Annotated in this window: 19 protein-coding genes, 1 tRNA gene and 1 pseudogene; 8 read left to right on the top strand and 13 right to left on the bottom strand. The window is 72.1% G+C overall.

All coding sequences use genetic code 11. The features are described 5' to 3' along the window. Nucleotides 1–14 precede the first annotated feature (14 nt). From OG711_RS19965 to OG711_RS19945, 5 genes are all read right to left on the bottom strand, one after another. A complete protein-coding gene (locus OG711_RS19965) occupies nt 15–1,484 on the bottom strand; it encodes a peptidoglycan D,D-transpeptidase FtsI family protein (protein ID WP_329559959.1) in 1,470 nt (489 codons plus the stop codon). Next, nucleotides 1,481–2,914 (bottom strand): FtsW/RodA/SpoVE family cell cycle protein, encoded by a 1,434-nt coding sequence (locus OG711_RS19960; protein ID WP_073782702.1) that lies wholly within the window; start codon nt 2,912–2,914, stop codon nt 1,481–1,483. The genes OG711_RS19965 and OG711_RS19960 overlap by 4 nt, the downstream gene beginning before the upstream one ends. Nucleotides 2,915–2,940: 26 nt before the next feature. Further along, nucleotides 2,941–4,503 carry a Stp1/IreP family PP2C-type Ser/Thr phosphatase gene (locus OG711_RS19955; RefSeq protein WP_245876566.1) on the bottom strand — a complete coding sequence of 521 codons (1,563 nt, stop codon included), beginning with the start codon at nt 4,501–4,503 and terminating at the stop codon, nt 2,941–2,943. 120 nt (nt 4,504–4,623) lie between these two features. Beyond that, complete coding sequence (locus OG711_RS19950) at nt 4,624–5,145, bottom strand: FHA domain-containing protein FhaB/FipA (RefSeq protein WP_073782706.1); 522 nt, start codon at nt 5,143–5,145, stop codon at nt 4,624–4,626. A 10-nt stretch (nt 5,146–5,155) separates the two neighbouring features. Further along, the gene (locus tag OG711_RS19945) at nt 5,156–6,034 is read right to left on the bottom strand and encodes a DUF3662 and FHA domain-containing protein (protein ID WP_329559958.1); all 879 of its coding nucleotides are present in this window, start codon (nt 6,032–6,034) and stop codon (nt 5,156–5,158) included. A gap of 1,060 nt (nt 6,035–7,094) precedes the next feature. On the opposite strand from OG711_RS19945, the gene OG711_RS19940 reads away from it, so the two are divergent. Further along, nucleotides 7,095–7,178: transfer RNA gene (locus OG711_RS19940), tRNA-Leu, on the top strand. Nucleotides 7,179–7,514: 336 nt separating this feature from the next. Here OG711_RS19940 and OG711_RS19935 read toward each other — a convergent pair. Both OG711_RS19935 and OG711_RS19930 read right to left on the bottom strand, forming a co-directional pair. Then, complete coding sequence (locus OG711_RS19935; RefSeq protein ID WP_329559957.1) at nt 7,515–8,165, bottom strand: hypothetical protein; 651 nt, start codon at nt 8,163–8,165, stop codon at nt 7,515–7,517. Between the two features lie 432 nt (nt 8,166–8,597). Continuing rightward, nucleotides 8,598–10,859 (bottom strand): heavy metal translocating P-type ATPase, encoded by a 2,262-nt coding sequence (locus tag OG711_RS19930; protein WP_073782712.1) that lies wholly within the window; start codon nt 10,857–10,859, stop codon nt 8,598–8,600. A gap of 264 nt (nt 10,860–11,123) precedes the next feature. On the opposite strand from OG711_RS19930, the gene OG711_RS19925 reads away from it, so the two are divergent. Continuing rightward, entirely contained in the window at nt 11,124–12,152 is a 1,029-nt protein-coding gene (locus tag OG711_RS19925; RefSeq protein WP_329559956.1) for a hypothetical protein, read from the top strand. Between the two features lie 207 nt (nt 12,153–12,359). Here OG711_RS19925 and OG711_RS19920 read toward each other — a convergent pair whose 3' ends face one another. Next, nucleotides 12,360–13,019: an FMN-dependent NADH-azoreductase gene (locus OG711_RS19920; protein WP_073782716.1), complete on the bottom strand. Its 660-nt coding sequence runs from the start codon at nt 13,017–13,019 to the stop codon at nt 12,360–12,362. 344 nt (nt 13,020–13,363) lie between these two features. On the opposite strand from OG711_RS19920, the gene OG711_RS19915 reads away from it, so the two are divergent. The 4 genes and pseudogenes from OG711_RS19915 to OG711_RS19900 all read left to right on the top strand — a co-directional run bounded on the left by OG711_RS19915 (nt 13,364) and on the right by OG711_RS19900 (nt 17,826). Next, nucleotides 13,364–13,729, top strand: a complete 366-nt coding sequence (locus OG711_RS19915; RefSeq protein WP_329563925.1) for a winged helix-turn-helix transcriptional regulator — start codon at nt 13,364–13,366, stop codon at nt 13,727–13,729. A 380-nt stretch (nt 13,730–14,109) separates the two neighbouring features. Next, the gene (locus OG711_RS19910; RefSeq protein WP_329559955.1) at nt 14,110–15,624 is read left to right on the top strand and encodes a DUF2252 domain-containing protein; all 1,515 of its coding nucleotides are present in this window, start codon (nt 14,110–14,112) and stop codon (nt 15,622–15,624) included. A 791-nt stretch (nt 15,625–16,415) separates the two neighbouring features. After that, nucleotides 16,416–17,285, top strand: a pseudogene (locus OG711_RS19905) (J domain-containing protein); the annotation flags it as partial. Nucleotides 17,286–17,496: 211 nt separating this feature from the next. Next, nucleotides 17,497–17,826, top strand: a complete 330-nt coding sequence (locus OG711_RS19900; RefSeq protein ID WP_073782720.1) for a rhodanese-like domain-containing protein — start codon at nt 17,497–17,499, stop codon at nt 17,824–17,826. A gap of 154 nt (nt 17,827–17,980) precedes the next feature. Here OG711_RS19900 and OG711_RS19895 read toward each other — a convergent pair whose 3' ends face one another. The 5 genes from OG711_RS19895 to paaA are packed head-to-tail and all read right to left on the bottom strand — an operon-like array spanning nt 17,981 to nt 21,837. After that, a complete protein-coding gene (locus OG711_RS19895; protein WP_073782722.1) occupies nt 17,981–19,039 on the bottom strand; it encodes a 2Fe-2S iron-sulfur cluster-binding protein in 1,059 nt (352 codons plus the stop codon). Further along, complete coding sequence (gene paaD / locus OG711_RS19890) at nt 19,039–19,656, bottom strand: 1,2-phenylacetyl-CoA epoxidase subunit PaaD (RefSeq protein ID WP_329559953.1); 618 nt, start codon at nt 19,654–19,656, stop codon at nt 19,039–19,041. The genes OG711_RS19895 and paaD overlap by 1 nt, the downstream gene beginning before the upstream one ends. After that, nucleotides 19,650–20,408: a 1,2-phenylacetyl-CoA epoxidase subunit PaaC gene (gene paaC / locus OG711_RS19885; RefSeq protein ID WP_073782725.1), complete on the bottom strand. Its 759-nt coding sequence runs from the start codon at nt 20,406–20,408 to the stop codon at nt 19,650–19,652. The genes paaD and paaC overlap by 7 nt, the downstream gene beginning before the upstream one ends. Then, nucleotides 20,405–20,695, bottom strand: a complete 291-nt coding sequence (paaB, locus tag OG711_RS19880; protein WP_073782727.1) for a 1,2-phenylacetyl-CoA epoxidase subunit PaaB — start codon at nt 20,693–20,695, stop codon at nt 20,405–20,407. The genes paaC and paaB overlap by 4 nt, the downstream gene beginning before the upstream one ends. Further along, a complete protein-coding gene (gene paaA / locus OG711_RS19875; protein ID WP_329559952.1) occupies nt 20,692–21,837 on the bottom strand; it encodes a 1,2-phenylacetyl-CoA epoxidase subunit PaaA in 1,146 nt (381 codons plus the stop codon). The genes paaB and paaA overlap by 4 nt, the downstream gene beginning before the upstream one ends. Before the next feature lie 545 nt (nt 21,838–22,382). Between paaA and OG711_RS19870 the strand changes: the two genes are divergently transcribed. Both OG711_RS19870 and OG711_RS19865 read left to right on the top strand, forming a co-directional pair. Continuing rightward, the gene (locus tag OG711_RS19870) at nt 22,383–23,657 is read left to right on the top strand and encodes a DUF5819 family protein (protein ID WP_329559951.1); all 1,275 of its coding nucleotides are present in this window, start codon (nt 22,383–22,385) and stop codon (nt 23,655–23,657) included. Beyond that, entirely contained in the window at nt 23,654–24,913 is a 1,260-nt protein-coding gene (locus tag OG711_RS19865; RefSeq protein ID WP_329559950.1) for an HTTM domain-containing protein, read from the top strand. Before OG711_RS19870 ends, OG711_RS19865 begins: the two co-directional genes overlap by 4 nt. Nucleotides 24,914–24,940: the final 27 nt, after the last annotated feature.

Here is a 24,940-nt window from a genome sequence, read left to right as displayed (position 1 = left end):
GGACGTGACCGGGGTCACTCCTTGCCGTCGACGACCGCCTTCATCACGTCCCTGGCGATCGGCGCGGCCAGTCCGCCACCGGAGATGTCACCCCGGCTCGCGTCGCTGTCCTCGACGACCACCGCGACGGCGACCGGCGAGCCGGAGTCCGTTTTGGCGTACGAGATGAACCACGCGTACGGCTTCTCGCTGTTGTCGACACCGTGCTGCGCGGTGCCCGTCTTGCCGCCGACCTTCACGCCGTTGATCTGCGCGTTCCTGCCGGTGCCCTTCTCGACGACGGTCTCCATCATGGACTGGAGCTTCTGCGCGTTCTCCTCGGAGAGCGGCCGGCTCATCTCGTCCGGGGTGTGCTTCTCGATGACGTCGAGGCTGGGCGCCTGGAGCCGGCTGACCATGTACGGCTCCATCAGCTTGCCGTCGTTGGCCACGGCGGCGGCGACCATCGCCATCTGGAGCGGGGTGGTGGCCGTCTCGAACTGGCCGATGGAGCTGAGCGCGGTCTGCGGCTCGTCCATCTCCTTCGGCCAGACGGAGGCGTTGGCGCGGACCGGGATGAAGTGCTCGGAGTTGAAGCCGAACTTCTCCGCGGTCTCCCGCATCTTGTCCTTGCCGAGGTCCGCGCCGGCCTTGCCGAAGACGGTGTTGCAGGAGACCTGGAGGGCCATCCGCAGTGTCGCGTCCTTGCAGGGCAGCGGGCCGTCGTTCTTCAGCTCGGTCCGGGTGTTCGGCATGACCCACGGCAGCGGGGTCTCGGTCTTGTCGTCCGGGTCCGGGTACAGGCCGTGCTCCAGGGCCGCCGCCGCGGTGACGACCTTGAACGTCGAGCCCGGCGGGTAGGTCTCCCGCAGCGCCCGGTTCAGCATCGGGTCGTCCGGGTTCTGCGACTTCTGGAGCTTCTGCCAGGCGGGCGTGTCCGTCGTGGTGGAGTTCCCGGCGAACTTGGACGGGTCGTACGACGGGGTCGAGGCCAGCGCCAGGATCGCGCCGGTGGTCGGGTCGATCGCGGCGACGGCGCCCTTCTTGCTGCCGAGCCCCTCGAACGCGGCCTTCTGGGCAGCGCCGTTGAGGGTGGTCACGACATTGCCGCCCTCCTTCTTCTTCCCCGTGATCATGTCGAGGGTGCGGCGGAAGAAGAGCCGGTCGTCGTTGCCGGTGAGTATCCCGTCCTCCAGCGACTCCAGCTGGGTCGCCCCGAACGCCTGCGACGCGTAGCCCGTGACGGGCGCCCACATGGGGCCGTTCTTGTACGTGCGCTTGTACGCGTAGTCGCTGCCGTTGGTCTTCGCCGAGCCGGTGATCGGGTTGCCGTCGACGATGATGTCGCCGCGCGGCTGGGCGTAGCGCTCGATGGAGATCCGGCGGTTCTTCCCGTTGTCCTGGAGCTCGCCCGCCTTGACGTACTGGAGCCAGTTGTCCCGGATGAGCAGGGTCATGATCAGCAGACCGCAGAAGATCGCGATCCTGCGCAGTGGCTTGTTCACGGGCGGACCACCTGGGTCATCTCGGCGTCGGGGTTCGAAGCGGGCATCGGCGCGGGACGGCGCGCGGTGTCGCTGATACGGAGCAGGATGCCGACGAGGGCCCAGTTGGCGATCACGGAGGAACCGCCGTTGGCGAGGAACGGCATCGTCATACCGGTCAGCGGGATGAGGCCCATCACACCGCCGGCGACCACGAAGATCTGGAGGGCGAACGCGCCGGAGAGGCCGACGGCGAGCAGCTTGCCGAACGGGTCACGGGCGGCGAGCGCGGTACGCAGACCCCGCTCGATGATCAGGCCGTAGAGCAGCAGGATCGCCATGGCGCCCGCGAGACCGAGCTCCTCGCCGAAGGTGGCGAAGATGAAGTCGGAGTTGGCGGCGAAGCCGATCAGGTCGCTGTTGCCCTGGCCGAGGCCGGTGCCGAGCACCCCGCCGGAGCCGAACGACATGATCGACTGGCCGATCTGCTCACAGGCGCCGGAGTCCGCGTAACAGCCGAACGGGTCGAGCCAGGCGTCCACCCGGGCCTTGACATGGCCGGCGAAGGTGGCCACACCGACCGCTCCGGCGGCGGACATCCCGAGGCCGATCACGATCCAGCTGGTCCGCTCGGTGGCCACGTACAGCATGATCACGAACATGCCGAAGAACAGCAGGGAGGTACCGAGGTCGTTCTCGAAGACCAGGACGAGCAGGCTGACGGCCCAGATGGTGAGGATCGGCCCGAGGTCCCGGCCACGCGGCAGATAGAGCCCCATGAACCGGCGGCTGGCCAGCGCGAGGGCGTCGCGTTTCACCATCAGATAGCCGGAGAAGAACACCGCGATGACGATCTTCGCGAACTCACCGGGCTGGATGGAGAACCCGGCGATGCTGATCCAGATCTTCGCGCCGAACACATCCCGGCCGAGCCCCGGAACCAGCGGCAGCAGCAGCAGCACCAGCGACGCGGCCATCGAGATGTAGGTGTACCGCTGGAGGATGCGGTGGTCCTTCAGCAGCAGCAGCACACCGACGAAGAGCGCGATGCCGATCGCGGAGTACAGCAGCTGGCGGGGGGCCGCCGCGACGAACTCGTTGCCCCGGGACGCCGCCATCGCGTGCAGCCGCGGTGACTGGTCGAGACGCCAGATCACCACCAGGCCGAGGCCGTTGAGCAGGGTCGCCAGCGGCAGCAGCAGCGGGTCGGCGTAGGGCGCGAACCTGCGCACGACCACATGGCCGACGGCCGCGAGCAGGCCCAGCCCGATGCCGTATCCGAGCAGACCGGTCGGGATCTCGCCGTCGATGGCAAGCCCGACGTTGATGTACGCGAACACGGGGATGACCACCGCGAAGACCAGCAGTCCCAGCTCGGTGTTGCGCCTGCTGGGCGCGCCGATGGCACCGATGGTCGAGGTGTTGTGCGTCGACGAATTCGTACGGCTCATGGTGTGACAGGGCCCCTCACGGCTGCTTACTGCTTACCGCACAGCGAGACCAGCTTGCGCTCCTCTTCGGAGAAGCTGGGGCCGGGTGTGGGTGTGGGACGGGGACTGGAGCTCGCGCCCGGGGTCGGGGTCGGGGTGGGCGCCCGCCCGAAGCTCGCGGGCTGTGCCTGCGCGGCGCCGGTGGCCGTCCCCGCGCCCGCACGGGACGGGGTGCCGGTGGTGCCGCCCGCCTCGCCCTCGCCGGGCTTGGCGCTGTCCCGCTCGACCGTGCGGCGCTCGGCGTCCTTCTTGCACGCCGACGCCTGGGTGGCCAGCTCGTTGATCTTGTCGGTGGCCTGGTCGAGGCCGCCTTCGGCGATCGTCGCCTCGACCTGCTTGCGCTGGTAGGGCGGCAGGTACTTGAGTTCGATCTCGGGGTGGTCCTTCTGCACCTCGGACAGGCTCACCCAGGCGAGATCCTGGCTGATGCCCCGGTACAGCGCGACGTGCTCGTCCTTGGTGCCGACGAAGTACTGGGTCTGGGTCCAGCGCCAGCCCCCGTACGTGGCACCGCCGACGACCGCGATGGCGAGCACGAGGACGAGCGAGATCTTCAGCCATCTCATGCCGCCGCCGCGCTTCTTGGTGAAGTCGTCGTCGCCGTACGCGCCGAAGGACCCCTCCTGCGCGTAGTCGTCACCGCTGCCGGGCGGGCCGAACTCGCCGTCCCTGCCGCCGCCCTGTCCCGGCACCTGGCGGCCGAGGCCGGCCGCGCGCCCCGCGGGCGTCTGCATGGCGCCGCCGTCGTGCAGCTGGTGCTGGTTCTCGGCGACCGCGCCGACCACGACCGGGGTGTCGGAGAGCTGTACGGCCAGGGTGTCGTTGCTGTCGATGTCGAGGACATCGGCGACGATCACCGTGATGTTGTCGGGGCCGCCGCCGCGCAGCGCGAGCTGGATCAGCTCCTGCACGGTCTCCTGGGGGCCCTGGTAGCTGGCGAGGGTCTCCTCCATCGTCTGGTGGGAGACCACTCCGGACAGCCCGTCGGAGCAGATCAGATAGCGGTCGCCCGCGCGGACCTCACGGATCGACAGATCCGGTTCCACATGGTCGCCGCTGCCCAGCGCGCGCATCAGCAGCGAGCGCTGCGGATGCGTGGTGGCCTCCTCCTCGGTGATCCGGCCCTCGTCCACCAGCCGCTGCACCCAGGTGTGGTCCTGGGTGATCTGGGTGAGGACGCCGTCCCTCAGGAGGTACGCGCGGGAGTCGCCGACGTGCACCAGACCGAGGCGCTGGCCCGTCCACAGCAGGGCCGTGAGCGTGGTGCCCATGCCCTCCAGCTGCGGGTCCTCCTCGACCATCATCCGGAGCTGGTCGTTGGCGCGCTGCACCGCCGAACCGAGCGAGGTGAGGATGTCGGAGCCGGGCACGTCGTCGTCGAGGGTGACGAGTGTCGAGATCACCTCGGACGAGGCGACCTCGCCCGCCGCCTGCCCGCCCATCCCGTCGGCGATCGCGAGCAGCCGGGGACCGGCGTAACCGGAGTCCTCGTTGCCCTCACGGATCATGCCTTTGTGCGATCCGGCGGCGAAGCGCAGTGACAGACTCATGCGCACCTCGCCTGTCGGCTCCGGGTACATCCGCACGGTGCCCACCCTCCGGTCGGGAGCGCACCGGCGTCCGTCGTGGGGACGGTCCCGGCCCGCTCGCTCCGCTGGCTCATTGTCGTACTACTTCCGCAGCTCGATGACGGTCTTGCCGATGCGGATCGGCGCGCCCAGCGGTACCGGGGTCGGGGTCGTCAGCCTGGCCCGTTCGAGATAGGTGCCGTTGGTGGACCCGAGGTCCTCCACGATCCACTGGCCGTCCCGGTCGGGGTAGATCCTGGCATGACGGCTGGACGCGTAGTCGTCGTCCAGCACGATCGTGGAGTCGTGCGCCCGGCCGAGCGTGATCGTCTGCCCCTGGAGGGCGACCGTGGTGCCCGTGAGGGTGCCTTCGGAGACGACGAGCTTGGTCGGCGCCCCGCGCCGCTGGCGGCCACCACCACCACTCTGCTGGCCCCGCTGCTGCGGGGGCGCGGCGGCCTGTCGTGCGGCCTGCTGCGGTCGCGCGCTCTCACGGCGCGAACCGCGCTGGGTGACGCGCGTACCGAACAGGTCGCTGCGGATGACCTGGACGGCCACGATGACGAACAGCCACAGTACGGCCAGGAAACCCAGCCGCATGACCGTCAGGGTCAGCTCTGACATTGCCCCCGCTTCACCCTTCGGCTTGCCGATAAACGATGGTCGTGCTGCCCACGACGATCCGCGAGCCGTCGCGGAGCGTAGCGCGGGTGGTGTGCTGCCCGTCCACCACGATGCCGTTGGTGGACCCGAGATCCTGGATCGTCGAGGGCGTTCCGGTCCGGATCTCGCAGTGCCGGCGGGAGACTCCGGGGTCGTCGATCCGCACGTCGGCGTCGGTGCTGCGGCCGAGCACCAGCGTCGGGCCGGAGATCTGGTGGCGGTTGCCGTTGATCTCCACCCAGTGCCGAGTATGCGTGCCGGGCGCGCCTGCGGGTCCACCGGGGCCGCGGCCGCCCGCGCCGGGGCGTCCGGGCGGTGCGGCGGGCATGGGAGGCGCGCCAGGAGGCTGGTTCGGGTAGCCGTAGCCGCCGCCGGAACGGCCTGGGGCCGCCGAGGGGCTGGCCGGGGCGGGCGGGAAGCCGCCGGGGGCGCCGGCCGCGGTGGGGCCGCCGGAGCCGGGCGGGCCCTGGGAGGTGCTGGAGGCGAGCGTGCGGCTGCGGACGCGGTACAGACCCGTGTCCAGGTCCTCCGCCTTCTCCAGATGGACCTTGATCGGTCCCATGAAGGTGTACCGCTGCTGCTTCGCGTAGTCGCGGACCATGCCGGACAGCTCGTCGCCGAGCTGGCCCGAGTAGGGGCTCAGGCGCTCGAAGTCCGGTGTGCTCAGTTCGACGATGAAGTCGTTGGGGACGACCGTGCGGTCGCGGTTCCAGATCGTCGCGTTGTTGTCGCACTCGCGCTGGAGCGCGCCGGCGATCTCGACGGGCTGGACCTCGGACTTGAAGACCTTGGCGAAGGTGCCGTTGACCAGACCTTCGAGGCGCTGCTCGAACTTCTTCAGGACTCCCATCGGGCACCTCCTCCTTCGCTGCCGTCCTGGTACTGCTTACTGATCGTATCCACGCGCCGGTCGATCGGCTGGTTCCCCCTGTCCGCCCCGGCCGACGAGTGTCGGCCTTCACAGGACTGCCCCATGGCGGGGCGGGTGATCCTTCCGAGCCGGACCTGGCTTCCGCAGGCCCTCCGGAACCCCTTCCCCTCCCGACCGTTCCCATGGCCCCCTCGACAACGTGTTCCCACGGGGGGATCGTAGAGGGGCTCTTGTGTCAGTGTCCCGCACCTGGCGAGCACTCCGGTCCATACCGGTGGGATGGACGCGGCCTGGTGCCGGGTTGGGACAGGACGGGGACGCCCGCGGTGCCTTGTGACGGGCAACCGGCCCAGGACCGACTCCCCCGCTTGTGCGGGTTTGCCCCGGTCTGCCGCGTCGGTGGCGCCACGCCTCCGCTCACCACTCTCCGTGCTCCTCCCTGTGCCCCGCACCCGGTGCCCCTGCCCCGCGCCCCTGGCCGCTGCTCCTCGGCCCCGACCGCTGCTCCTCGGTCCGGCTGCTTCTCGGCCAGGCGACCTGCCGGCCCGGCTGTTTCCCGGTCCGGCGGTCAACAGCGGCTCGCTGCTCTCCGCTCCCGGCGGCTGCCTCCTGCCGCCCGGCGGTCCTCTTCCGCCTCTCCCGCCTCCTACGTCATTCCGCTGATCTCCTTCTCCGTGTCCTACGCGTCTTTACGTGCTCCGCTTCCGCTCTTCCGCCGCCGAATCCGCCGCGGCCGGTGTCCCCCGTGGTGCCGTTGACCTCTTGGCGCCGAGGGTGCCTTCGTACGGTGAACGTGCGAGCACCGCGCGCAGTGCCCGGCTCCCGGCACTTCATCCGGGAGAGTGTCCGAGGGCGCGTTTCCCGTGGTCGGAGCGGTGGGGCGGGGTGCGTCCGATGGGTTCCGGGCGGGGCGGGACGGGGTTCGGGCGGGTCCGGGGTGCGGGAAAACGGGGGTGAGTCCACCCTCGCCATCGTGCTAATCTTCTGCATGTCGGAAGGCGCCCGCACCACCAGTGAGGGGCCCGAGGACGACACCCATGCGCGGGTGGCGGAATAGGCAGACGCGCTGGATTCAGGTTCCAGTGCCCGAAAGGGCGTGGGGGTTCAACTCCCCCCTCGCGCACAGAGAAGTACCGGTGAACGGGCTTCCGTCCAGGACTCAGGTCCGGGCGGGGGCCCGTTTCTCGTTGTCCGCAGGCGCCTTGTCCGGGGACTGTGCTGCCCTGCCCGCCGTGACATGGGTCACGGCGGGCGGACGGCCGTTGGCGGACCGAGGGACCGCCGCGGTGGGCGGGACCGACGGGGGACCGAGGACGCGGGTCCGCCGTGGTGGTCGGGGTCGACGGGGGGTCGTGGCGGGCGGTGTCGGCGCCGGACCGAAGCGGGTGGTGCCGGCGGTGGGCCGTGGCGGGCGGTGCCAGCGCCGTGTCGGGCGGTGCACGCGGTGGGCCGTGGTGGGTCAGGAGACCTTGCGCCACTCCAGGCAGCCCGTGGTCTCGAAGTACTCGCCCTTGTTGACCGTCACCCGGGTCATGCCGGTGATGTTGCCGTTGGCGATGATCCCGCTCAGTTCGCCCGAGGCGTCCTTCTGGCGGGACCAGTAGCAGCCGAGGCCGAAGTCGTCGTCCTCGGGACCCGCCGTCTTGTACGTCCCGGCCTGGATGTCCTCGCCCACCAGGAACATCCCGTCGGCCTCGATCGCGGCGGACGGGCCGGGCTCCGCGGCCTTCTTGGGCGCGGGCTTCGGCTTGGCGGTGACCGTCTCCTTCACCGTCTTCTCGACCGTCTTCGTGACGGTCGCGGCGGGCTCCGGGGCCCCGCCCCGGGGGGCCTTCGTGACCGTCATGGTCGGGGCGGGCGCCGCCTTGCCGTCCCCCGCCCCGCCGGAATCCCCGCCGCCGGTCGCCGCCATACCGAGCATCAGCGCCACGACCGCCGTCGCGCCATGGGTGAGCAACGCCCAGCGTCTCGACGGCTTTCCCCCGGCCGACGACGGCTGCGGGGCGTGGGCGGGTGTCGTGGGTCCCCAGTGCGGGGGGCCGAAGGCGTCGGGCCGGTCGGCGGGCGGTATCGGGGGTATCGGGGGTGTCGGGGGAGGAGTGCTGGTCATGTCGGGACCTCCGGGTGCTGAACCGAGCGACCCCGGCGCGGCGACGGCCCCGGGGTGCGCTCTTCTCTCCATGGAATCCGCGACCCGGGCCGGGCACCCTCGCCGTCGGCCCGGGTCCCGGTTCAAGTCGCGTGCCACCGCAAGGTTCTGACACTTGCCATGGAACCGGGACGGTACAACCACCGGTCCGGCCATGACACACGGGAGAGGACCCGGTCGACGGTGACGGGCGGTGGCGACCGCGTGCGAAGCGGCCCGCCCATCGTGCCCGACATACCGACGCTGCGGATGGCATATGCCGAAATCATCGCCTCCGCCGTTCACCCGCGGACCCGCGCCCCCGGGTACGGCACCCGCGACACGGTCCGGCGCGCACGGCTGTGCCCCGTACTCCCAGGAAGCGGGGGTACGGGGCACAGGTCGCCCGGGGGATCAGCTCGCGGCGCGGAAGCCCCGCAGGCGCAGGCTGTTGCCGACCACGAAGACCGACGAGAACGCCATCGCCGCGCCCGCGATCATCGGGTTGAGCAGGCCCGCCGCGGCCAGGGGAAGCGCGGCGACGTTGTACGCGAAGGCCCAGAACAGGTTGGACTTGATCGTGCCGAGGGTCTTGCGGGACAGCCGGATCGCGTCGGCGGCCGACCGCAGGTCCCCGCGGACCAGGGTCAGATCGCCCGCCTCGATGGCGGCGTCCGTGCCGGTGCCCATCGCGAGGCCCAGATCGGCCTGGGCGAGCGCGGCGGCGTCGTTCACGCCGTCCCCGACCATCGCCACCGAACGGCCCTCGCCCTGGAGCCGCTTGACCACCGCGACCTTGTCCTCGGGCATGACCTCCGCGATGACCTCGTCGATCCCGACCTCACGGGCGACCGACTCGGCGACGGCCTTGTTGTCACCGGTCAGCAGGATCGGGGTGAGGCCCAGGTCCCGCAGTCGCCGTACGGCCTCCGCGCTGGTCTCCTTGACCGCGTCGGCGACCTCCAGGATCGCGCGGGCCTCGCCGTCCCACGCCACGGTGATGACGGTCCGTCCGGCGGCCTCGGCCTCCGCCTTGGCCCGCTTCAGGTCGGCGGGCAGTTCCATCGCCCACTCCGCGAGCAGCCGCTCACGGCCGACCAGGACCGCGTGGCCCTCGACGACGCCCTGGACGCCCAGTCCGGGGATGTTCGCGAAGTCCTCGGGGACCGGCAGCGGACCGGCCTTCTCCTCGGCGCCCGTGGCCACGGCCCGGGCGATCGGGTGCTCGGAGGCGTGCTCCAGAGCGCCCGCCAGACGCAGTACCTCGGTCTCGTCCTGGCCCTCGGCGGTCCGTACGTGCAGCAGGGTCATCCGGCCGGTGGTGACCGTACCGGTCTTGTCCAGCACGATCGTGTCGACCTTGCGGGTCGTCTCCAGCACCTCCGGGCCCTTGATCAGGATGCCGAGCTGCGCGCCCCGGCCGGTGCCGACCATCAGCGCGGTCGGGGTGGCGAGCCCGAGGGCGCAGGGGCAGGCGATGATCAGTACGGCGACCGCGGCGGTGAACGCGGCGGTGAGTCCCGCGCCGTTGCCGAGCCAGAAGCCGAGCGTGCCGAGTGCCAGGGCGATCACCACGGGCACGAACACGGCGGAGATACGGTCCGCGAGGCGCTGGGCGGCGGCCTTGCCGTTCTGCGCGTCCTCCACGAGCCGGGCGATCCGGGCGAGCTGGGTGTCGGAACCGATCCGGGTCGCCTCCACGACCAGACGTCCGCCGGCGTTCAGTGTGGCGCCCGTGACGGTGTCGCCGACCTGGACCTCCACGGGAACGGACTCACCGGTCAGCATCGACGCGTCCACCGCGGACGAGCCCTCCACCACGGTGCCGTCGGTGGCGATCTTCTCGCCGGGGCGCACCAGGAAGCGGTCCCCGACCGCCAGGTCCTGGGTGGGGATGAGCTCCTCACGGCCGTCCCGCAGGACGGTGACCTCCTTGGCGCCCAGTTCGAGCAGCGACCTCAGGGCCGCGCCCGCCTTGCGCTTGGAGCGGGCCTCGAAGTAGCGCCCGGCCAGGATGAACGCGGTGACACCCGCGGCGGTCTCCAGATAGATGTTCGCCGCGCCGTCGCCGCGCGCGATGGTCAGCTCGAACGCGTGCGTCATGCCCGGCATACCGGCGGTGCCGAAGAACAGGGCCCACAGGGACCACAGCAGCGCGGCCGAGGTGCCGACCGAGATCAGGGTGTCCATGGTGGCCGCGCCGTGCTTGGCGTTGGTCCAGGCGGCGCGGTGGAAGGGCCAGGCCGCGTAGGTGACGACCGGGGCGGTGAGGGTCAGTGACAGCCACTGCCAGTACTCGAACTGGAGGGCCGGGGTCATCGCCATCGCGATGACCGGTACGGACAGCAGCACGGCCGTGACCAGCCGCTGCTTCAGCGGGCGCAGCTCGTCGGCCTCGGTGGGCGCGGTGGTGCCGGCCGCTTGTCCGCCGTTCCCCGTGTCGGGCGGCGGGGGTGGCGCGGCGGTGTAGCCGGTCGCCTCGACCGTCGAGATCAGGTCCTCGACGGCGATGTCGCCCGAGTACGTGACCTTGGCCTTCTCCGTGGCGTAGTTGACGGTCGCCTCGACACCGTCCATGCGGTTGAGCTTCTTCTCGATCCGGGCGGCGCACGAGGCGCAGGTCATGCCGCCGATGGCCAGCTCGACCTGTTCGGTCGGGGCGAGCGTCGTGCTCATCAACTGCTCCTCGGTACGTAGGGGCGGGACGTGCCGGGACTGTCTTCCGGCGGGTCGTGCGACGGGCTGTCCCACAGTTGTCTGGATACCCTGTGGGGGTATCCTTGCGTCGAGGTCATGTATACCCCCACCCCCTATCGAAAGGCAAGCGTTCCAGGGGAGTGGAAATATACCCCCCAGGGGTATAGGTTCGCGGTGTGGGGCGGCCGGACGGCCCGCCCGTGCCGACCGCAGTCATGCCGCCTGACGCCACAAGGAGCAGCCATGAACACCGCAGTGAAGATCACCGCTTTCGCCGCAGCACTGGCGGCGTCCTTCGGGACCGCCTACGGGGTGGGTGCGGGGGTCGACCCGGTGAACGCGGAACCCGCCGCTCACGGGGAGCACGCCTCCTCGGAGCAGCCGCAGGAGAAGGAGAAGGCGAAGGGCGAGGGGGCGGGTGGGGCGGGTGAGGCGCGGCCCGGTGGGCTCCAGGTGTCCGAGGGCGGCTACACCTTCGACCTCGGGACCCCGCGGATCGCGGCAGACCGGGAGACGGACCTGCGCTTCACCATCCGCGACGACCAGGGCGGGAAGCTCACCTCGTACACCCGTGAGCACGGCAAGGATCTCCATCTCATCCTCGCCTCACGGGATCTGACGACCTATCGGCATCTGCACCCCGAGCTGGCCGCCGACGGCACCTGGAGCACCCCCGTGAAGCTGCCCGAGGCGGGCGACTACCGTCTCTTCGCGGACTTCACCCCTGGCGGCGACGCCGAGGACCCCGGCAATCTGACGCTGGGCACGGACCTCGCCGTCTCCGGCGCCTACCGGCCGTCCGCCGTCCCGGCCCCGTCCCGGACCACCACCGTCGACGGATACACCGTCACCCTCGCGGGTGAGCTGCGTCCCGGCGCGGCCGAACAGCTGCGGCTCAAGGTCAGCAGGGACGGCCGCGAGGTCACGGACCTCCAGCCCTACCTCGGCTCGTACGGTCATCTGGTCGCGCTGCGCTCCGGTGACCTCGGCTATCTGCATGTCCACCCGGGCGGTGAGCCCGGCGACGGCAGGACGAAGCCCGGCCCGGAGGTGTCGTTCCACGCCACGGCCCCCAGCACGGGCACGTACCGGCTGTTCCTCGACTTCCAGCACAAGGGCGAGGTGCGGACGGCCGCGTTCACCGTCCGGGCGGGCGAGCCGGCGGGCGGGCCCTCGGACGCGACGCCCAAGGAGTCCGGTGGCGCCGGGGAGTCCGGCGAGAGCGGTGGGTCCGGTGGGTCCGGGGAGAGCGGTGACGGGCACGAGCACTGAGGCCGCCGGGGCCAGGGCTGGGGCCGTCGGTGCCGCTCGGGGCCGAGGCCGTCGGTACTGAGTCGCGTGTGCGGCGGTGCCCGCTCGTGCCCCGGATCGACGTCCACGCGCGCGGGGTGGTCGGTCGGCCGGTGGCGGTGGGGTGCGTACGGGTACGCCGGTGCGGGTACGGAGGGTGTCCTCCGTACCCGCACCGGCGTGCGTCGTCTACGCGGCGGACGAGACGAGACGGTCGGCCAGCGACTTCGCCTTGGTGTTCGCGTCCTCCAGGGCCTTCTCGCGGGAGGCGTCGGCGAGTGGTATCAGCTCCGCCATCGCCGGGTTGGTCCGTGCCAGCGTCAGCTCCGGGACGATGAAGTCGACGTCCAGGGAGAGCATCTCGCTCAGCAGGTCGCCCAGGTAGTTCTGCACGTACTCGAAGGACTCGCGGGGCGTCCCGGGGGCGTACGAACCGCCCCGGCTGGCGACGACCGTGACGGGCTTGCCCTTGAGCGTGGACGCGGGTCCGGCGGTGCGGCCGGGAAGGATCACCTGGTCGAGCCACGCCTTCAGGGTGGACGGGATCGAGAAGTTGTACATGGGCGCGCCGATCAGCACCGCGTCCGCGCGCTCCAGTTCCTCCACCAGCGCCAGCCGGGCGGCGAAGGCGGTGGCCTGTTCGGCGGTGTGCGTCGCCGGATCGGCGAACCCGGCGGACGCGGCGACGGAGTCGAGGTGCGGGACCGGGTCGGCGGCCAGGTCGCGGTAGACCACCGAGCTGTGCGGGTGCCGCGCCTCCCAGACCTCACGGAAGGCGCCGGTCACGGTGCGCGAGGTGGAGCCGACGGTCGGGAAGAGGGACGAGTCCAGGTGGAGGAGGGTGGCCATCAAGTCTCCTGGTATCGGTGCGGACAGACATTTTCCGGACATCTCATGGCGGCGCACGGCGCTGGGCGTCGACCATGGGGGACGGACGTGCCGTCCTTTCCGTTCGTAGCTATTAGTAGCACAGCTACTTACTTTTTCTCAGCCCGCCTCGGAGGGGCAGTACGCTGGTGGGCATGGCGGCCCCGGAGAGCAACGCGAACGCGACGGACGCGATGGAGCCGACCGCTGCGGCGGTTCGGGGTGCGGCGGGTCGCGGCGGTACGGAGGCCCGTCCCGGGCCAGGTCACGGGCCGGGTCCCGCGGACGCGCACGGTGCCGGTCCGTGCGCGACGGTGGACGCCGGGATGACCCGGGTGTTCGGCCTGCTCGGCAAGCGCTGGACCGGCCTGATCATCGCCGTCCTGCTCGACGGGCCCGTGCACTTCTCCGATCTGCGCAGGGCGATCCCCGGGATCAGCGAGCGCATGCTGTCGGACCGTCTCAGCGAGTTGTCCGCCGAGGGGCTTGTCCTGCGCGAGGTCGTCGAGGGCCCCCCGCTGCGGGTCGCGTACCGGCTGACGGAGACGGGCGCCGCGCTGAAGCCCGCGCTTGCCGCGCTGGGGCTGTGGGCCGAGACCTATCTGCCGGAGAAGGCGCAGGCGTGCCGGGAGCAGATCGCGCCCAGGGCGACGGGCGGTCCGCGGGGCGCGGGTCCGGCCACCGGGGGTTAGTCGCAGAGGGTTGGCCGCCGAGACGGGCTGCTGGGTCGACGGGGCGGTGGGCCAGCGGGTCGACGGGGCAGCGGGTCTGTGGGGTGCGGGGTACGGGTCGTGGGGTGCGGGTTCGGCCGGATCGGGGTGTGGGGGCGGGCTCGGCGGGATGGCCGCGTCGGGGGTGCGTCGGGGTCTCACTCGGACGGGTGGCCGGGTTTTCCACAGGTGGGGGCGGGTCGGACGGTCCGGTGGGCCGGGCGGGCGCGGTTGTCCACAGGGCTGACGCGGACTCCGGTTGTGGGGGTACGGTTCTGGCCGATCGGTGTTCATCGCTCATCAGTGCGATCCGATGCGGGCCGGCGGCGGGCGGGTGCCGTACGAGGGAGGGGGCGGTCGTGATGGCCAAGGATCTGGTGGGTGCGGAGCCGGAAGCGGATCCGACCGGGGGTGCGGCGGTGTACGCCGGTTCCGGCGGCGGTGGCGAGGAGGACGGCGAAGCGGTGGCGCTGGGTGCGGCCCGTTCCGTGCGGCTCTCGCGGGTGCGGGGGTTCGCCAACGGCTCCCCGGTGCCGGGTGAGTCCGCGAAGGACGCGGGCAAGGCGTTGCGGGAGCGGGTCCCCCGCGGCGCGCACGCCCGGTTCGAGCCGGACGCCGGGCGTCCCGACGCGGTCACGGCCGTGGTGGAGTCCAACCAGGGCCGGCTGCCGGAGCTGACCCCGATACGGGTCGGCCGGATGGCCGCGAGCCCGTTCGCCTTCCTGCGCGGCTCGGCCGGGCTCATGGCGTACGACCTCGCGCGCACCCCGGTCACCGGCGTCGGCGCACAGCTCTGCGGCGACGCCCACGCGGCGAACTTCGGCCTGTACGGGGACGCCCGCGGCGAGCTCGTGATGGACCTCAACGACTTCGACGAGACCGTGCACGGCCCCTGGGAGTGGGACGTCAAGCGGCTCGCGACCTCGCTCGTCCTCGCCGGACGGGAGACGGGCGCGGGCGACGGGATATGCGAGCGGGCCGCCTTCGACGCGGTCGGCGCGTACCGGCGCACGATGCGGCTGCTGGCGAAGCTTCCCGCGCTGGACGCGTGGAACGCCATCGCGGACGAGGAGCTCGTCTCCCACGCGGACGCCCAGGATCTGGCCGGCACCTTGCGCAAGGTCGGCGAGAAGGCCCGGAACAACACCAGTGGCCGGTTCGCCGAGAGGTCGACGGAGCCCGTCGAAGGCGGTGGCCGGCGCTTTCTGGCCGCGCCGCCCGTGCTGAGCCGGATCTCCGACGAGGAGGCGCTGTCGGTGGCGTCGTCCCTCGCGGAGTACGTGGACACCGTCGCGGACGACCGGGTGCCGCTGCTCGCCCGGTACACCGTCCAGGACGTGGCGTTCCGGGTCGTCGGCACCGGCAGTGTCGGCACCCGCTCGTATGTCGTGCTGCTGCTCGACCACCGGGGCGAGCCGCTGATACTCCAGGTCAAGGAGGCCCGTCCCTCCGTGCTCGTGCCCCATCTGGCGACGGCCGGGTTCACGGCGCCCGAGCCGGATCACGAGGGGCGGCGGGTCGTCCGGGGGCAGAAGCGGATGCAGGTCGTCAGCGACATGCTTCTCGGCTGGACGACGGTCGAGGGCCGTCCGTTCCAGGTGCGCCAGTTCCGCAACCGCAAGGGCAGTGTCGATCCGGCCGCCCTCGCCGCCGACCAGCTCGACGACTACGGGCGGATGACCGGGGCGCTGCTGGCTCGCGCCCACGCGCACAGCGCGGACCCGCGGGTGCTCGCGGGCTACTGCGGCAAGAACGACGAGTTCGACGCGGGGGTGGCGGCGTTCGCGGTGGCGTACGCGGACCGTACGGAGGCGGATCACGCGGCGTTGCTGGCGGCGGTGCGGGGTGGCCGCGTGGCCGCGGAGCTGGGGGTCTAGGGGGTCCTTCGTCCCCCTCGCCCCCGGGGTTCCCCGTGCGGGTCGCCTTCGCTTCTGAGGTCTGTCCGGCGTGGCGTACTTCGTTCCTGTGCCGTCGCTCGTGGGGTGCGCAGTTCCCCGCGGGTCGCCTTCGCTTGCGCCTCCTAGGTCTGTCCGGGTGGACGCATTTCGTTCCTGTGCCGTCGCTCGGTGGTTTCGCGCAGTTCCCCGCGCCCCTTTGGGGCGCGTCCGGCCGGTACTTCGGGTCGGTGCCGGTCGGGATTCTCCGTCCTCGATCCGACACGCTCGGTAAGTCGTCCGGTGACCCGACTGAAGAGCATCGGAGTCTGCGAGCAGAGATTCCCGCCCACCCCCTCCCGTAGCCGGGCGACTGCGCGAGGAGGGGGGGTCCGCAGACAACGGACAACAGCAAGGGGCGCCCCTTCAGGGGCGCGGGGAACTGCGCAAAGACGAGGGCGACCCGCACCCGACGGACAACGGATCGGGGCAGCATCCAGGGGCGCGGGGAACTGCGCACCCCCGTCCGACCCGCACGGGAACAGGTACGTCCAGGTGGGGAACCTCAGGGGCGCGGGGAACTGCGCAAAGACGAGGGCGACCCGCACCCGACGGACAACGGATCGGGGCAGCATCCAGGGGCGCGGGGAACTGCGCACCCACCGAGCGACGGCACCGGAACGAAGTGCGCCCACCCGGACGGACCTCACAAGCGCAAGCGAAGGCGACCCGCACGGGGACAAGTACGCCCAGTACAGGAACCTACGGGCGGCCGCAGGCCCTACGCTGGACGGGTGACGAGTCCCGAATCTGAGTCCGCCGAAGCCGCCGAGTCCGGGAGGACCGCGCAGCCCACCGAAGCGGCCGCGCGGGAGCCCGGCACGGAGACCACCGCCGCGCGCCCCGAGGAACGGCTGGAACGAGCCGTCCGCGTCGCCGAGCAGGCATTGATCGAGTACGAGATCGCCGTCGAGACGTTCCGTATCGAGGTCGACAACTTCTCCCGGCTGCACCACCAGAAGCTGGGCCCGATGTACACCCGTCTCGACGAGCTGGACGCGCAGATCGCGGACGCGCGGGCGAAGCTCAGCGGCGACCCCGAGGACAAGCGTGCCGCGGCCGAGGCGTGGGCGCGGGTCATGCCGATGCCCGCCGTCGAGGAGTTGTTCCACGGCTGGCTGAGTTCGGACGGGCTGTCCCCCGAGGCCGCCGCGATGCTCACCGACCAGCCGGTGCGGCCGCCCGAGCGGGTCCGGCCCAGCGAGGAGGCCCGCAAGCTGTACCGGGAGCTGGCCCGCAAGGCGCACCCCGACCTCGCGCAGGACGAAGCGGAACGCGAACGCCGTGACGAGTTCATCACCCAGGTGAACGCCGCGTACGCCCGGGGCGACGAGGCCCTGCTGCGGGAGCTCGCCGAGGAGTGGGCCGCGGGCCCCGTACCGGCCGAGTGGCGGCCCAGCCGCAGCGAGGAGCTGTATGCCCGGCTGGAGTGGCTGTCGCAGCGCAAGGAGCTGCTGACCGTCGTGGCGCGGGAGCTGGAGGAGAGCGCGATCGGCGCGATGCTGCGGATGGCGCCCGAGGACCCGGACCACCTGCTGGACGAGATCGCCGAGCAGCTGCTGACCCAGGTCGGTGAACGCGAGAGCGAGCTGGACGGGCTCGTGAGGCAGCTCGGGGCGCGCGCGCCCGAGGCCCCCGCCCCGTCGACGTTCCCCTTCCCGGCCACGGACCCGGCCGATCTGCCCACCCCCAAGCAGCCGGAGCCCGGCCCGTCCGCTCCGGGACCCGCGGCCGGTGGCTCCCCGCGCCCGGACGGCGAGGCGGACCCGGTCGGGTAGGTCGGGTAGCGTCGGGGGCATGCATCTCGGATCTGGTGTGCCCACGGTCGGCGTCTCCGACCTCTCGGACGGTGACTTCCTGCTCGATGTCCGCGAGGACGACGAATGGGAGGCGGGCCACGCGGCAGGCGCCCTGCACATCCCGATGAGCGAGTTCGTCGCCCGCTACGGGGAGCTGACCGAGGCCGCTCCGCAGGACGGCCGCGTCCATGTCATCTGCCGCTCGGGCGGGCGCTCCGCCCAGGTGACGATGTACCTCGCGCAGCAGGGTATCGACGCGGCGAACGTCGCCGGGGGCATGGAGGCGTGGCAGGCCGAGGGCCGTCCCGTGACCGACCCCAAGGGAAACCCGGGCTTCGTCGTCTGACCTGACCCCCTCCCGCTCGGCCGGGCGCACCCCGCCCGGGCCTACGGGGACGGACCTCGCGTCGCCTGGACGGGACCTCGCGTACCGGGACGCACCTCGGGCCGACGGGACGGAGCCCGCGTCGGCCCGGGCGTACCCGGGCCGCGGCGGACGGTCAGCGGTCGAAGTCCAGCTCCACTTCCTCCGTCACCGGACGGGACTGGCACGCCAGGACGAATCCCGCGCCGGTCTCCTCCGGCTCCAGCGCGAAGTTGCGGTCCATCCGTACCTCACCGGAGACCAGGAACGCCCGGCACGTACCGCATACGCCGCCCTTGCACGCGTACGGGGCGTCCGGCCGGTTGCGCAGCACCGCTTCGAGCAGCGTCTCGCCGTCCTGGACCGCCCAGGTCCCCGCGCGTCCGTCGAGCCGCGCCGTGACCGAGCTGTGCGCGGGAGCGGGCACGCGGTCCGCCGGGGCGGGCGCGGCGTCCACATGGAAGATCTCCTCGTGGATACGGGACCGCGACACCCCGAGGCCGAGCAGCGCCCGCTCGGCGCCCTCCACCAGCCCCAGCGGCCCGCACAGGAACCAGCCCGCCACCCGCTCCACCGGAAGCAGTGCCGGGAGCAGGGCCGTCAGCCGCTCACGGTCCAGCCGACCGGAGGCGAGGCCCGCCTGCTGCTCCTCGCGGGACAGCGCCGTCACCAGCTGGAAGCGGTCGGGGAAGCGGTCCTTGAGGTCGGCCACCTCCTCCAGGAACATGGTCGACGCCGTCGTCCGGTCACCGCGCAGCAGACAGAACCGGGCCTCGGGCTCGCGCTCCAGCAGGGTCCCCGCTATCGACAGGACGGGGGTGATCCCGCTGCCGCCGACCACCGCCGCGTACCGTCCGGGCGCGGGGTCGAGGGTGAACCGGCCGGCCGGGAGCATCACATCGACCTCGTCGCCGACGGTGAGGTCCTTCAGCGCGTAGGTCGAGAAGGCGCCGCCGTCGACCAGCCGCACCCCCACGCGCAGTGTCCGGGGCCCCTCGGGACCCGGCGCGGGTGAGCAGATGGAGTACGTGCGGCGCACCTCCGTGCCGTCCAGGACGCGGCGCAGGGCCAGATGCTGGCCGGGCGCGTGCCGGTAGGAGGCGCGCAGCTCCGGCGGTACGTCGAAGGTGAGGGCGACGGAGTCGTCGGTGAGCCGGTCGACCGCGGCCACCCGGAGCGCGTGGAAGCGGGCCATCACAGCTCCTTGAAGTGGTCGAAGGGCTCCCGGCAGGCAAGACAGCGGCGCAGGGCCTTGCACGCCGTCGAGGAGAATCTGCTGAGCAGTTCGGTGTCGGCCGATCCGCAGACCGGGCAGGTCACCGGCTCCAGGGCGGCCGGGGCGGGGGCCGCGGCGGACGGGTCCGCCGCCCGGGTCGGCCCGAGCCGGATCTCGACCGGGCTCGTGGGGCGCTGGGTGCGGGGCGGGGCGATGCCGAACTCGCGGAGCTTGCGGCGGCCTTCGTCGGTGATGTCGTCGGTGGTCCAGGCGGGGGCGAGCACCGAACGGACCGTCACATCGGGTATGCCGTGCGCGTGCAGCACGCGCTCGATGTCCAGGGACATGGCCTCGACGGCCGGGCAGCCGGTGTACGTGGGGGTGAGGTCGACCTCCACCCGGCCGGGGCCGCGCAGCCGCACCGCGCGCAGCACGCCGAGCTCCGCGAGGGTGATCACCGGCAGTTCGGGGTCGAGCACCGATCCGGCGAGCCGCCGCAGCCGCGCTTCGAGGGCGGTGTCCGTGCCGGGCTCCTGGCCGCGGTCGTCCGTCGCGGCGGGGCTTGCCGCCCCGGGGACGCTGTGGGTGGTCACCATGACGCCCCCGGGTGGCTGCGGTGCAGATGCTGCATCTCGGCGAGCATCCGGCCGAACGACTCGGTGTGCAGACCGTCCCGGCCCGCGCCCGCGCGCCACGCACCGGACTGCGGGCCCTCGGGCAGGGCGAGGGTGGCCGCCTCCAGGACGCCGCTCACGGAACGCGTCCACGCGTCCCGTATCCCGGCCCAGTCCAGGTCGAGGCCGTCGAGCGGCTGGAACATCTCACCGGTGTACCGCCACAGGGCCTCGGTCGCCCGGCTCATCCGCGCCCGGCTCTCCCGCGTGCCGTCGCCGAGGCGCAGGGTCCACTGCTCGGCGTGGTCCTGGTGGTACGCCACTTCCTTGACGGCCTTCGCCGCGAGCGGTGCGAAGGGCGTGTCACCGGCGGCCAGCGCCTCGTGCAGCAGCCGCTGGTACGTGGAGAAGTAGAGCTGACGGGCGATGGTGTGGGCGAAGTCGCCGTTCGGCTGCTCGACCAACTGGAGGTTGCGGAAGGCGCGTTCCTCGCGGAGGTACGCCAGTTCGTCCTCGTCACCGGCCATCGACAGCAGTATCCGGGCCTGGCCGAGCAGGTCCAGGGCGATGTTCGCCAGGGCGACCTCCTCCTCCAGCACCGGGGCGTTGCCCGCCCACTCGCCCAGCCGGTGCGAGAGCACGAGCGCGTCGTCACCGAGGGGCAGCGCGGCGGGGTGCGCGGTGGGACGCGTGGTGGGGAGGGCGGTCGGCGTGGGCGGGACGGTGCGCGTCACAGGTGCTTCACCCCTTCCGGGATCTCGTAGAACGTCGGGTGCCGGTACGCCTTGTCGGCCGCCGGTTCGAAGAACGGGTCCTTCTCGTCGGGCGACGAGGCGGTGATCGCGGTGGAGGGGACGACCCACAGCGAGACGCCTTCGCCGCGCCGGGTGTACAGGTCCCGGGCGTTGCGCAGGGCCATCGCGGCGTCCGGGGCGTGCAGGCTTCCCGCGTGGGTGTGCGACAGGCCGCGCCGGGAGCGTACGAAGACCTCCCACAGCGGCCAGTCCGTCGTGTCGCTCATGCCGTCGCCTTCCCGCTCCCGGCCGGTGCCGGGGCCGGAGCGCCCGACGGTGCCGTGCCGTCCGCTGATTCCGCTGATGTCGTGGGGTCCGTGGGGTCCGTGGGGTCCGTGGGGTGCGTGGGGTCCGTGGCGGGCGGGTGGCCGCCTGCGGCGGCGCCGGGGGTGTGCTTGCGCGCGTGGGCGGCCGCCGCTTCCCGGACCCAGGCGCCCTCCTCGTGGGCGCGGCGGCGCCGGGAGATCCGCTCGTCGTTGCAGGGGCCGTTCCCCTTCAGCACCTCCCAGAACTCCGTCCAGTCGATGGCGCCGAAGTCGTGGTGCCCCCGCTCCTCGTTCCACCGCAGGTCAGGGTCCGGGAGGGCGAGGCCCAGGGACTCGGCCTGGGGGACGCAGATGTCCACGAAGCGCTGTCGCAGCTCGTCGTTCGAATGCCGCTTGATCTTCCACGCCGTCGACTGCGCCGAATGCGGTGACTCACCGTCCGGCGGGCCGAACATCATCAGGGACGGCCACCACCAGCGGTCGATCGCGTCCTGGGCCATCGCGTGCTGTGCGTCGGTGCCCCGGCTGAGGGCGAGCAGGAGCTCGTAGCCCTGGCGCTGATGGAACGACTCCTCCTTGCAGACGCGGACCATCGCGCGGGCGTACGGGCCGTAGGAGCAGCGGCAGAGCGGGACCTGGTTGGTGATCGCGGCGCCGTCCACCAGCCAGCCGATCGCGCCGACATCGGCCCAGGTCAGGGTGGGGTAGTTGAAGATCGAGGAGTACTTCTGGCGGCCGGTGTGCAGCTTGTCCAGGAGGTCGTCCCGGCTGGCTCCGAGGGTTTCCGCGGCGCCGTAGAGATACAGACCGTGCCCGGCCTCGTCCTGCACCTTGGCCATCAGGATGGCCTTGCGCCGCAGCGAGGGGGCGCGGGTGATCCAGTTGGCCTCGGGCTGCATACCGATGATCTCGGAATGGGCGTGCTGGGCGATCTGCCGGACCAGCGTCGCCCGATAGGCGTCCGGCATCCAGTCACGTGGTTCGATCCGCTCGTCGGCCGCCACCGCCGCGTCGAACACCGCCTCCAAAGCGGCTGTGTGCACCGCCTCGGCGGCGCCCTCCGGTGCCGTACCGGCCGCCTGTCGCGCCGCTGCTGTCGCCATGCCCGTCCCCTTCGATCCCGATCCGGCCCTGATCCGGCTCTGCTCGATCTTGATTCGGCCTGACTTGGTCCCGCTTCGCCCCGATGCGCCCGTGGTCCACGGCGCGATCGGCTTCGGTCCGCCCCCGATCGGCTTCCGGCCCGCCCCGGTCCGGTGCGGGCCGCTCCCGATCAGTGTACCGACCGATCGTTCGGTTCGTCGGATTCAATGGTGAGACCCCGCCCCGTAGGGTGTCAACCCTGTGGATAACCCCATGACGCTGTGCCGGGCGGGCGGCCCTGAGTAGCGTGCCGAAGCGAGAGCGGCGGGGCGGCGCGGCATCGGACCGGAAGCGGAAGCGGGGCGGTATGAACTCGTACGACGGTGAGGCGCGGGGCGCACGGGGTGCGCGTGAGGAGGACGGGGCCCACGAACCCCGGTCCGCGCCCCCTCCCGGCCCGCTCGACGCCCCGGCCGACGGGTCGGTCCCTGAGCCGGTCCGCGAGCCGGTCCGCGAGCCGGTTGACGGGTCGGTTGACGGGTCGGCCGACGGATCGGCCGGCCCGGTGTCGAAGACACCCGCCGGTGACCCGGCGGACGCCCTGGCGCAAGCCCCGGCCGCGTCCGAAGCCCCCGCGGCCCGCGCGGACACCCCGGACCCCGATCCGGTTCCTGACTCCGGCCCCGGCCCCGGTTCCGGCCCTGATGCCGACGCCGGCCCTGGCGCTGGCACCGACACCGACACCGACGTCGATGCCGACGCAGACGCCGACCCCGGTCCTCCCCGCCCCCGCCCCGTCCCCGGTCAGCGCCGCAGCCAGGCCCCCGGTCCGGTGCTGGGCCCGGTCCCCACCCCCATCCCGGGCCTGGTGGGCCCCGTACCGGGCCCCGTACCGGGCTCCGACGGCCCCACGGCCAACGCCCCCGGCGCCCCGCTCCCCGGTGCCGCCTGGCCTCCACCGGGTGGCACCCCACACACCGGTGCCGCCTGGCCTCCGGGTGCCGCCTGGCCCCCCGCGGGCACCCCGGCCCCCGACAACCGCACCTGGCCCACCGCCGCACCAGGCACCCACACCGCACCGGGCACTCCCGGCGGGCCCGGCACCCCCGGCAGGCCCGCCGCCCCCGCCGCCCCGCCCCGCGCGGGCATAGCGGGGCTGCCGTTCGGGCAGCAGATCGTCGCGGCCCTCGCGCTCGCGTTGATCGCCGTCGCCGCCGGTACCCATCTCGCGATCGTCTTCCTGCATGTCGCGCCGTCCAACACGCTGACCAAGCAGCACAGCGAGGCCATAGACGACTGGGTGTACCCGGAGTTCGAGCAGAACTGGAAGCTGTTCGCGCCGAACCCGTTGCAGCAGAACGTCGCCGTCCAGGTCCGCGCCCAGTTGCGGGACAAGGGCGGGGACACATTCGTCACCGGGTGGTACGACCTGTCCGCGCTGGACGGGGAGGCCATCGACGGCAATCTGCTGCCGAGCCACACCCAGCAGAACGAACTGCGCCGCGCGTGGGACTTCTTCAGCAACTCGCACGACAACGAGAACCGCGCCACCGGGCTGCGCGGCGCGCTCTCCGAGCGCTATGTCCGCCGGATCGCCGTGATGCGGCTGGAACGTCTGCGCGCGGAGCGGCCCGACGAGCGGGACGGGACGATCGAGCGGGTCCAGATGCGCTCCGTCACCACCAATGTGGCGCCGCCGCCCTGGAGCGGTGAGAGCGCCGACCGCAAACCCACGTTCCGGCAGCTCCCCTGGTGGCTGGTGGACGAGGACGACAAGCCCCTCGACGCGGCGGGCGACCCGCGCGCGGGTGAGGGCCGGACGGAGGCGGGGTCCCGGTGAGGCGATTCGCCAGTACCTTCGCGCGTGGCGTCGACCGGGTCACGGGCAGTGCCCTGGGCCCCTACCAGAGCGCGATCATCCGTATCGGCTTCGCCGCGACCTGGCTGTTCTTCCTGCTGCGCGAACTGCCGCACCGCCATGAGCTCTACGGTCCGGACGGTCCGTGGAACTGGGACATGGCCCGTCAGCTCATCGCCGACAACGGCGCCTTCACGGTGCTGATGTGGTCCGACAGCGTGCTCTGGTTCGAGATCGTCTACGGGATCGCCCTGCTGTCCAGCGCCCTGCTGATGCTCGGCTGGCGCACCCGGACCATGTCCGTGCTGTTCATGATCGGCGTGCTGTCCCTCCAGAACCGCAGTGTCTTCATGGGCGACGGCGGCGACAACGTCATCCATCTGATGGCGATGTACCTGGTCCTCACCCGCTGCGGTCAGGTGTGGTCGCTGGACGCCCGCAGGGAACGCCGCCGGGCCGCTGCCCACGCGCGCGGGGTGCGGGTCTCGGAGGACGTGGTCGGGCCCGTCCTGTGGTGGACCCTGGGCGTCGTCCTGTCGGCCGTCACGTTCAGCGGCAAGGGCACCTGGGGCTGGCTGCTGGTCTTCTGGAGCCTGTGGGTCGTCCAGGCCCTGTGGTGGGCCGCGAACCGCAGCCGTGGCGGCTCCGGCAACGCGAACCGGCGGCTGCTCGACGTCGTCGCCAACATCGCCCATAACGCCGGGCTGCTGATCATCATGGCGGAGGCGTGTCTGATCTACGCCACGGCCGGCTGGTACAAGGTCCAGGGCAGTCGCTGGCAGGACGGTACGGCGGTCTACTACCCGCTGCATCTGGACTACTTCTCGCCGTGGCCCGCGCTGTCCGACCTGATGACGCAGTACGGCACCTTCATCATGATCGTCACCTACGGCACCGTCATCGTGCAGGTCGCGTTCCCCTTCACGCTGTTCAACCGGCGCGTCAAGAACGTCCTTCTCGCGATCATGATCGTCGAGCACAGCGTCATCGCGGTCACCCTGGGGCTGCCGTTCTTCTCGCTGGCGATGATCGCGGCAGACGCCGTCTTCCTGCCGACGTCGTTCCTGCGGCGGGTCGGCCGTCGGGCGGAGCGCGCGCGGGTGCGGGTCACCAAGGCGTTCGCCGGCCGGGTGCCCAAGGCCGTGAGACTGCCGGGGCAGCGTGCCGGGGAGCCGTCCGCCGACGCTCCGGGACCGCGGGAGGCCGAGCCGAGCGTGGGCGGCGCCGCCAAGGGCTGAGGCGGGCCGGGCCGGGGCGGCCGGGCC

It is taken from the genome of Streptomyces uncialis (genome assembly GCF_036250755.1).
GTDB classification, from domain to species: Bacteria; Actinomycetota; Actinomycetes; order Streptomycetales; family Streptomycetaceae; genus Streptomyces; species Streptomyces uncialis.
The sequence above is the reverse complement of the archived record's forward strand: the minus strand, read 5'-3'. Positions and strand labels throughout refer to the sequence as shown.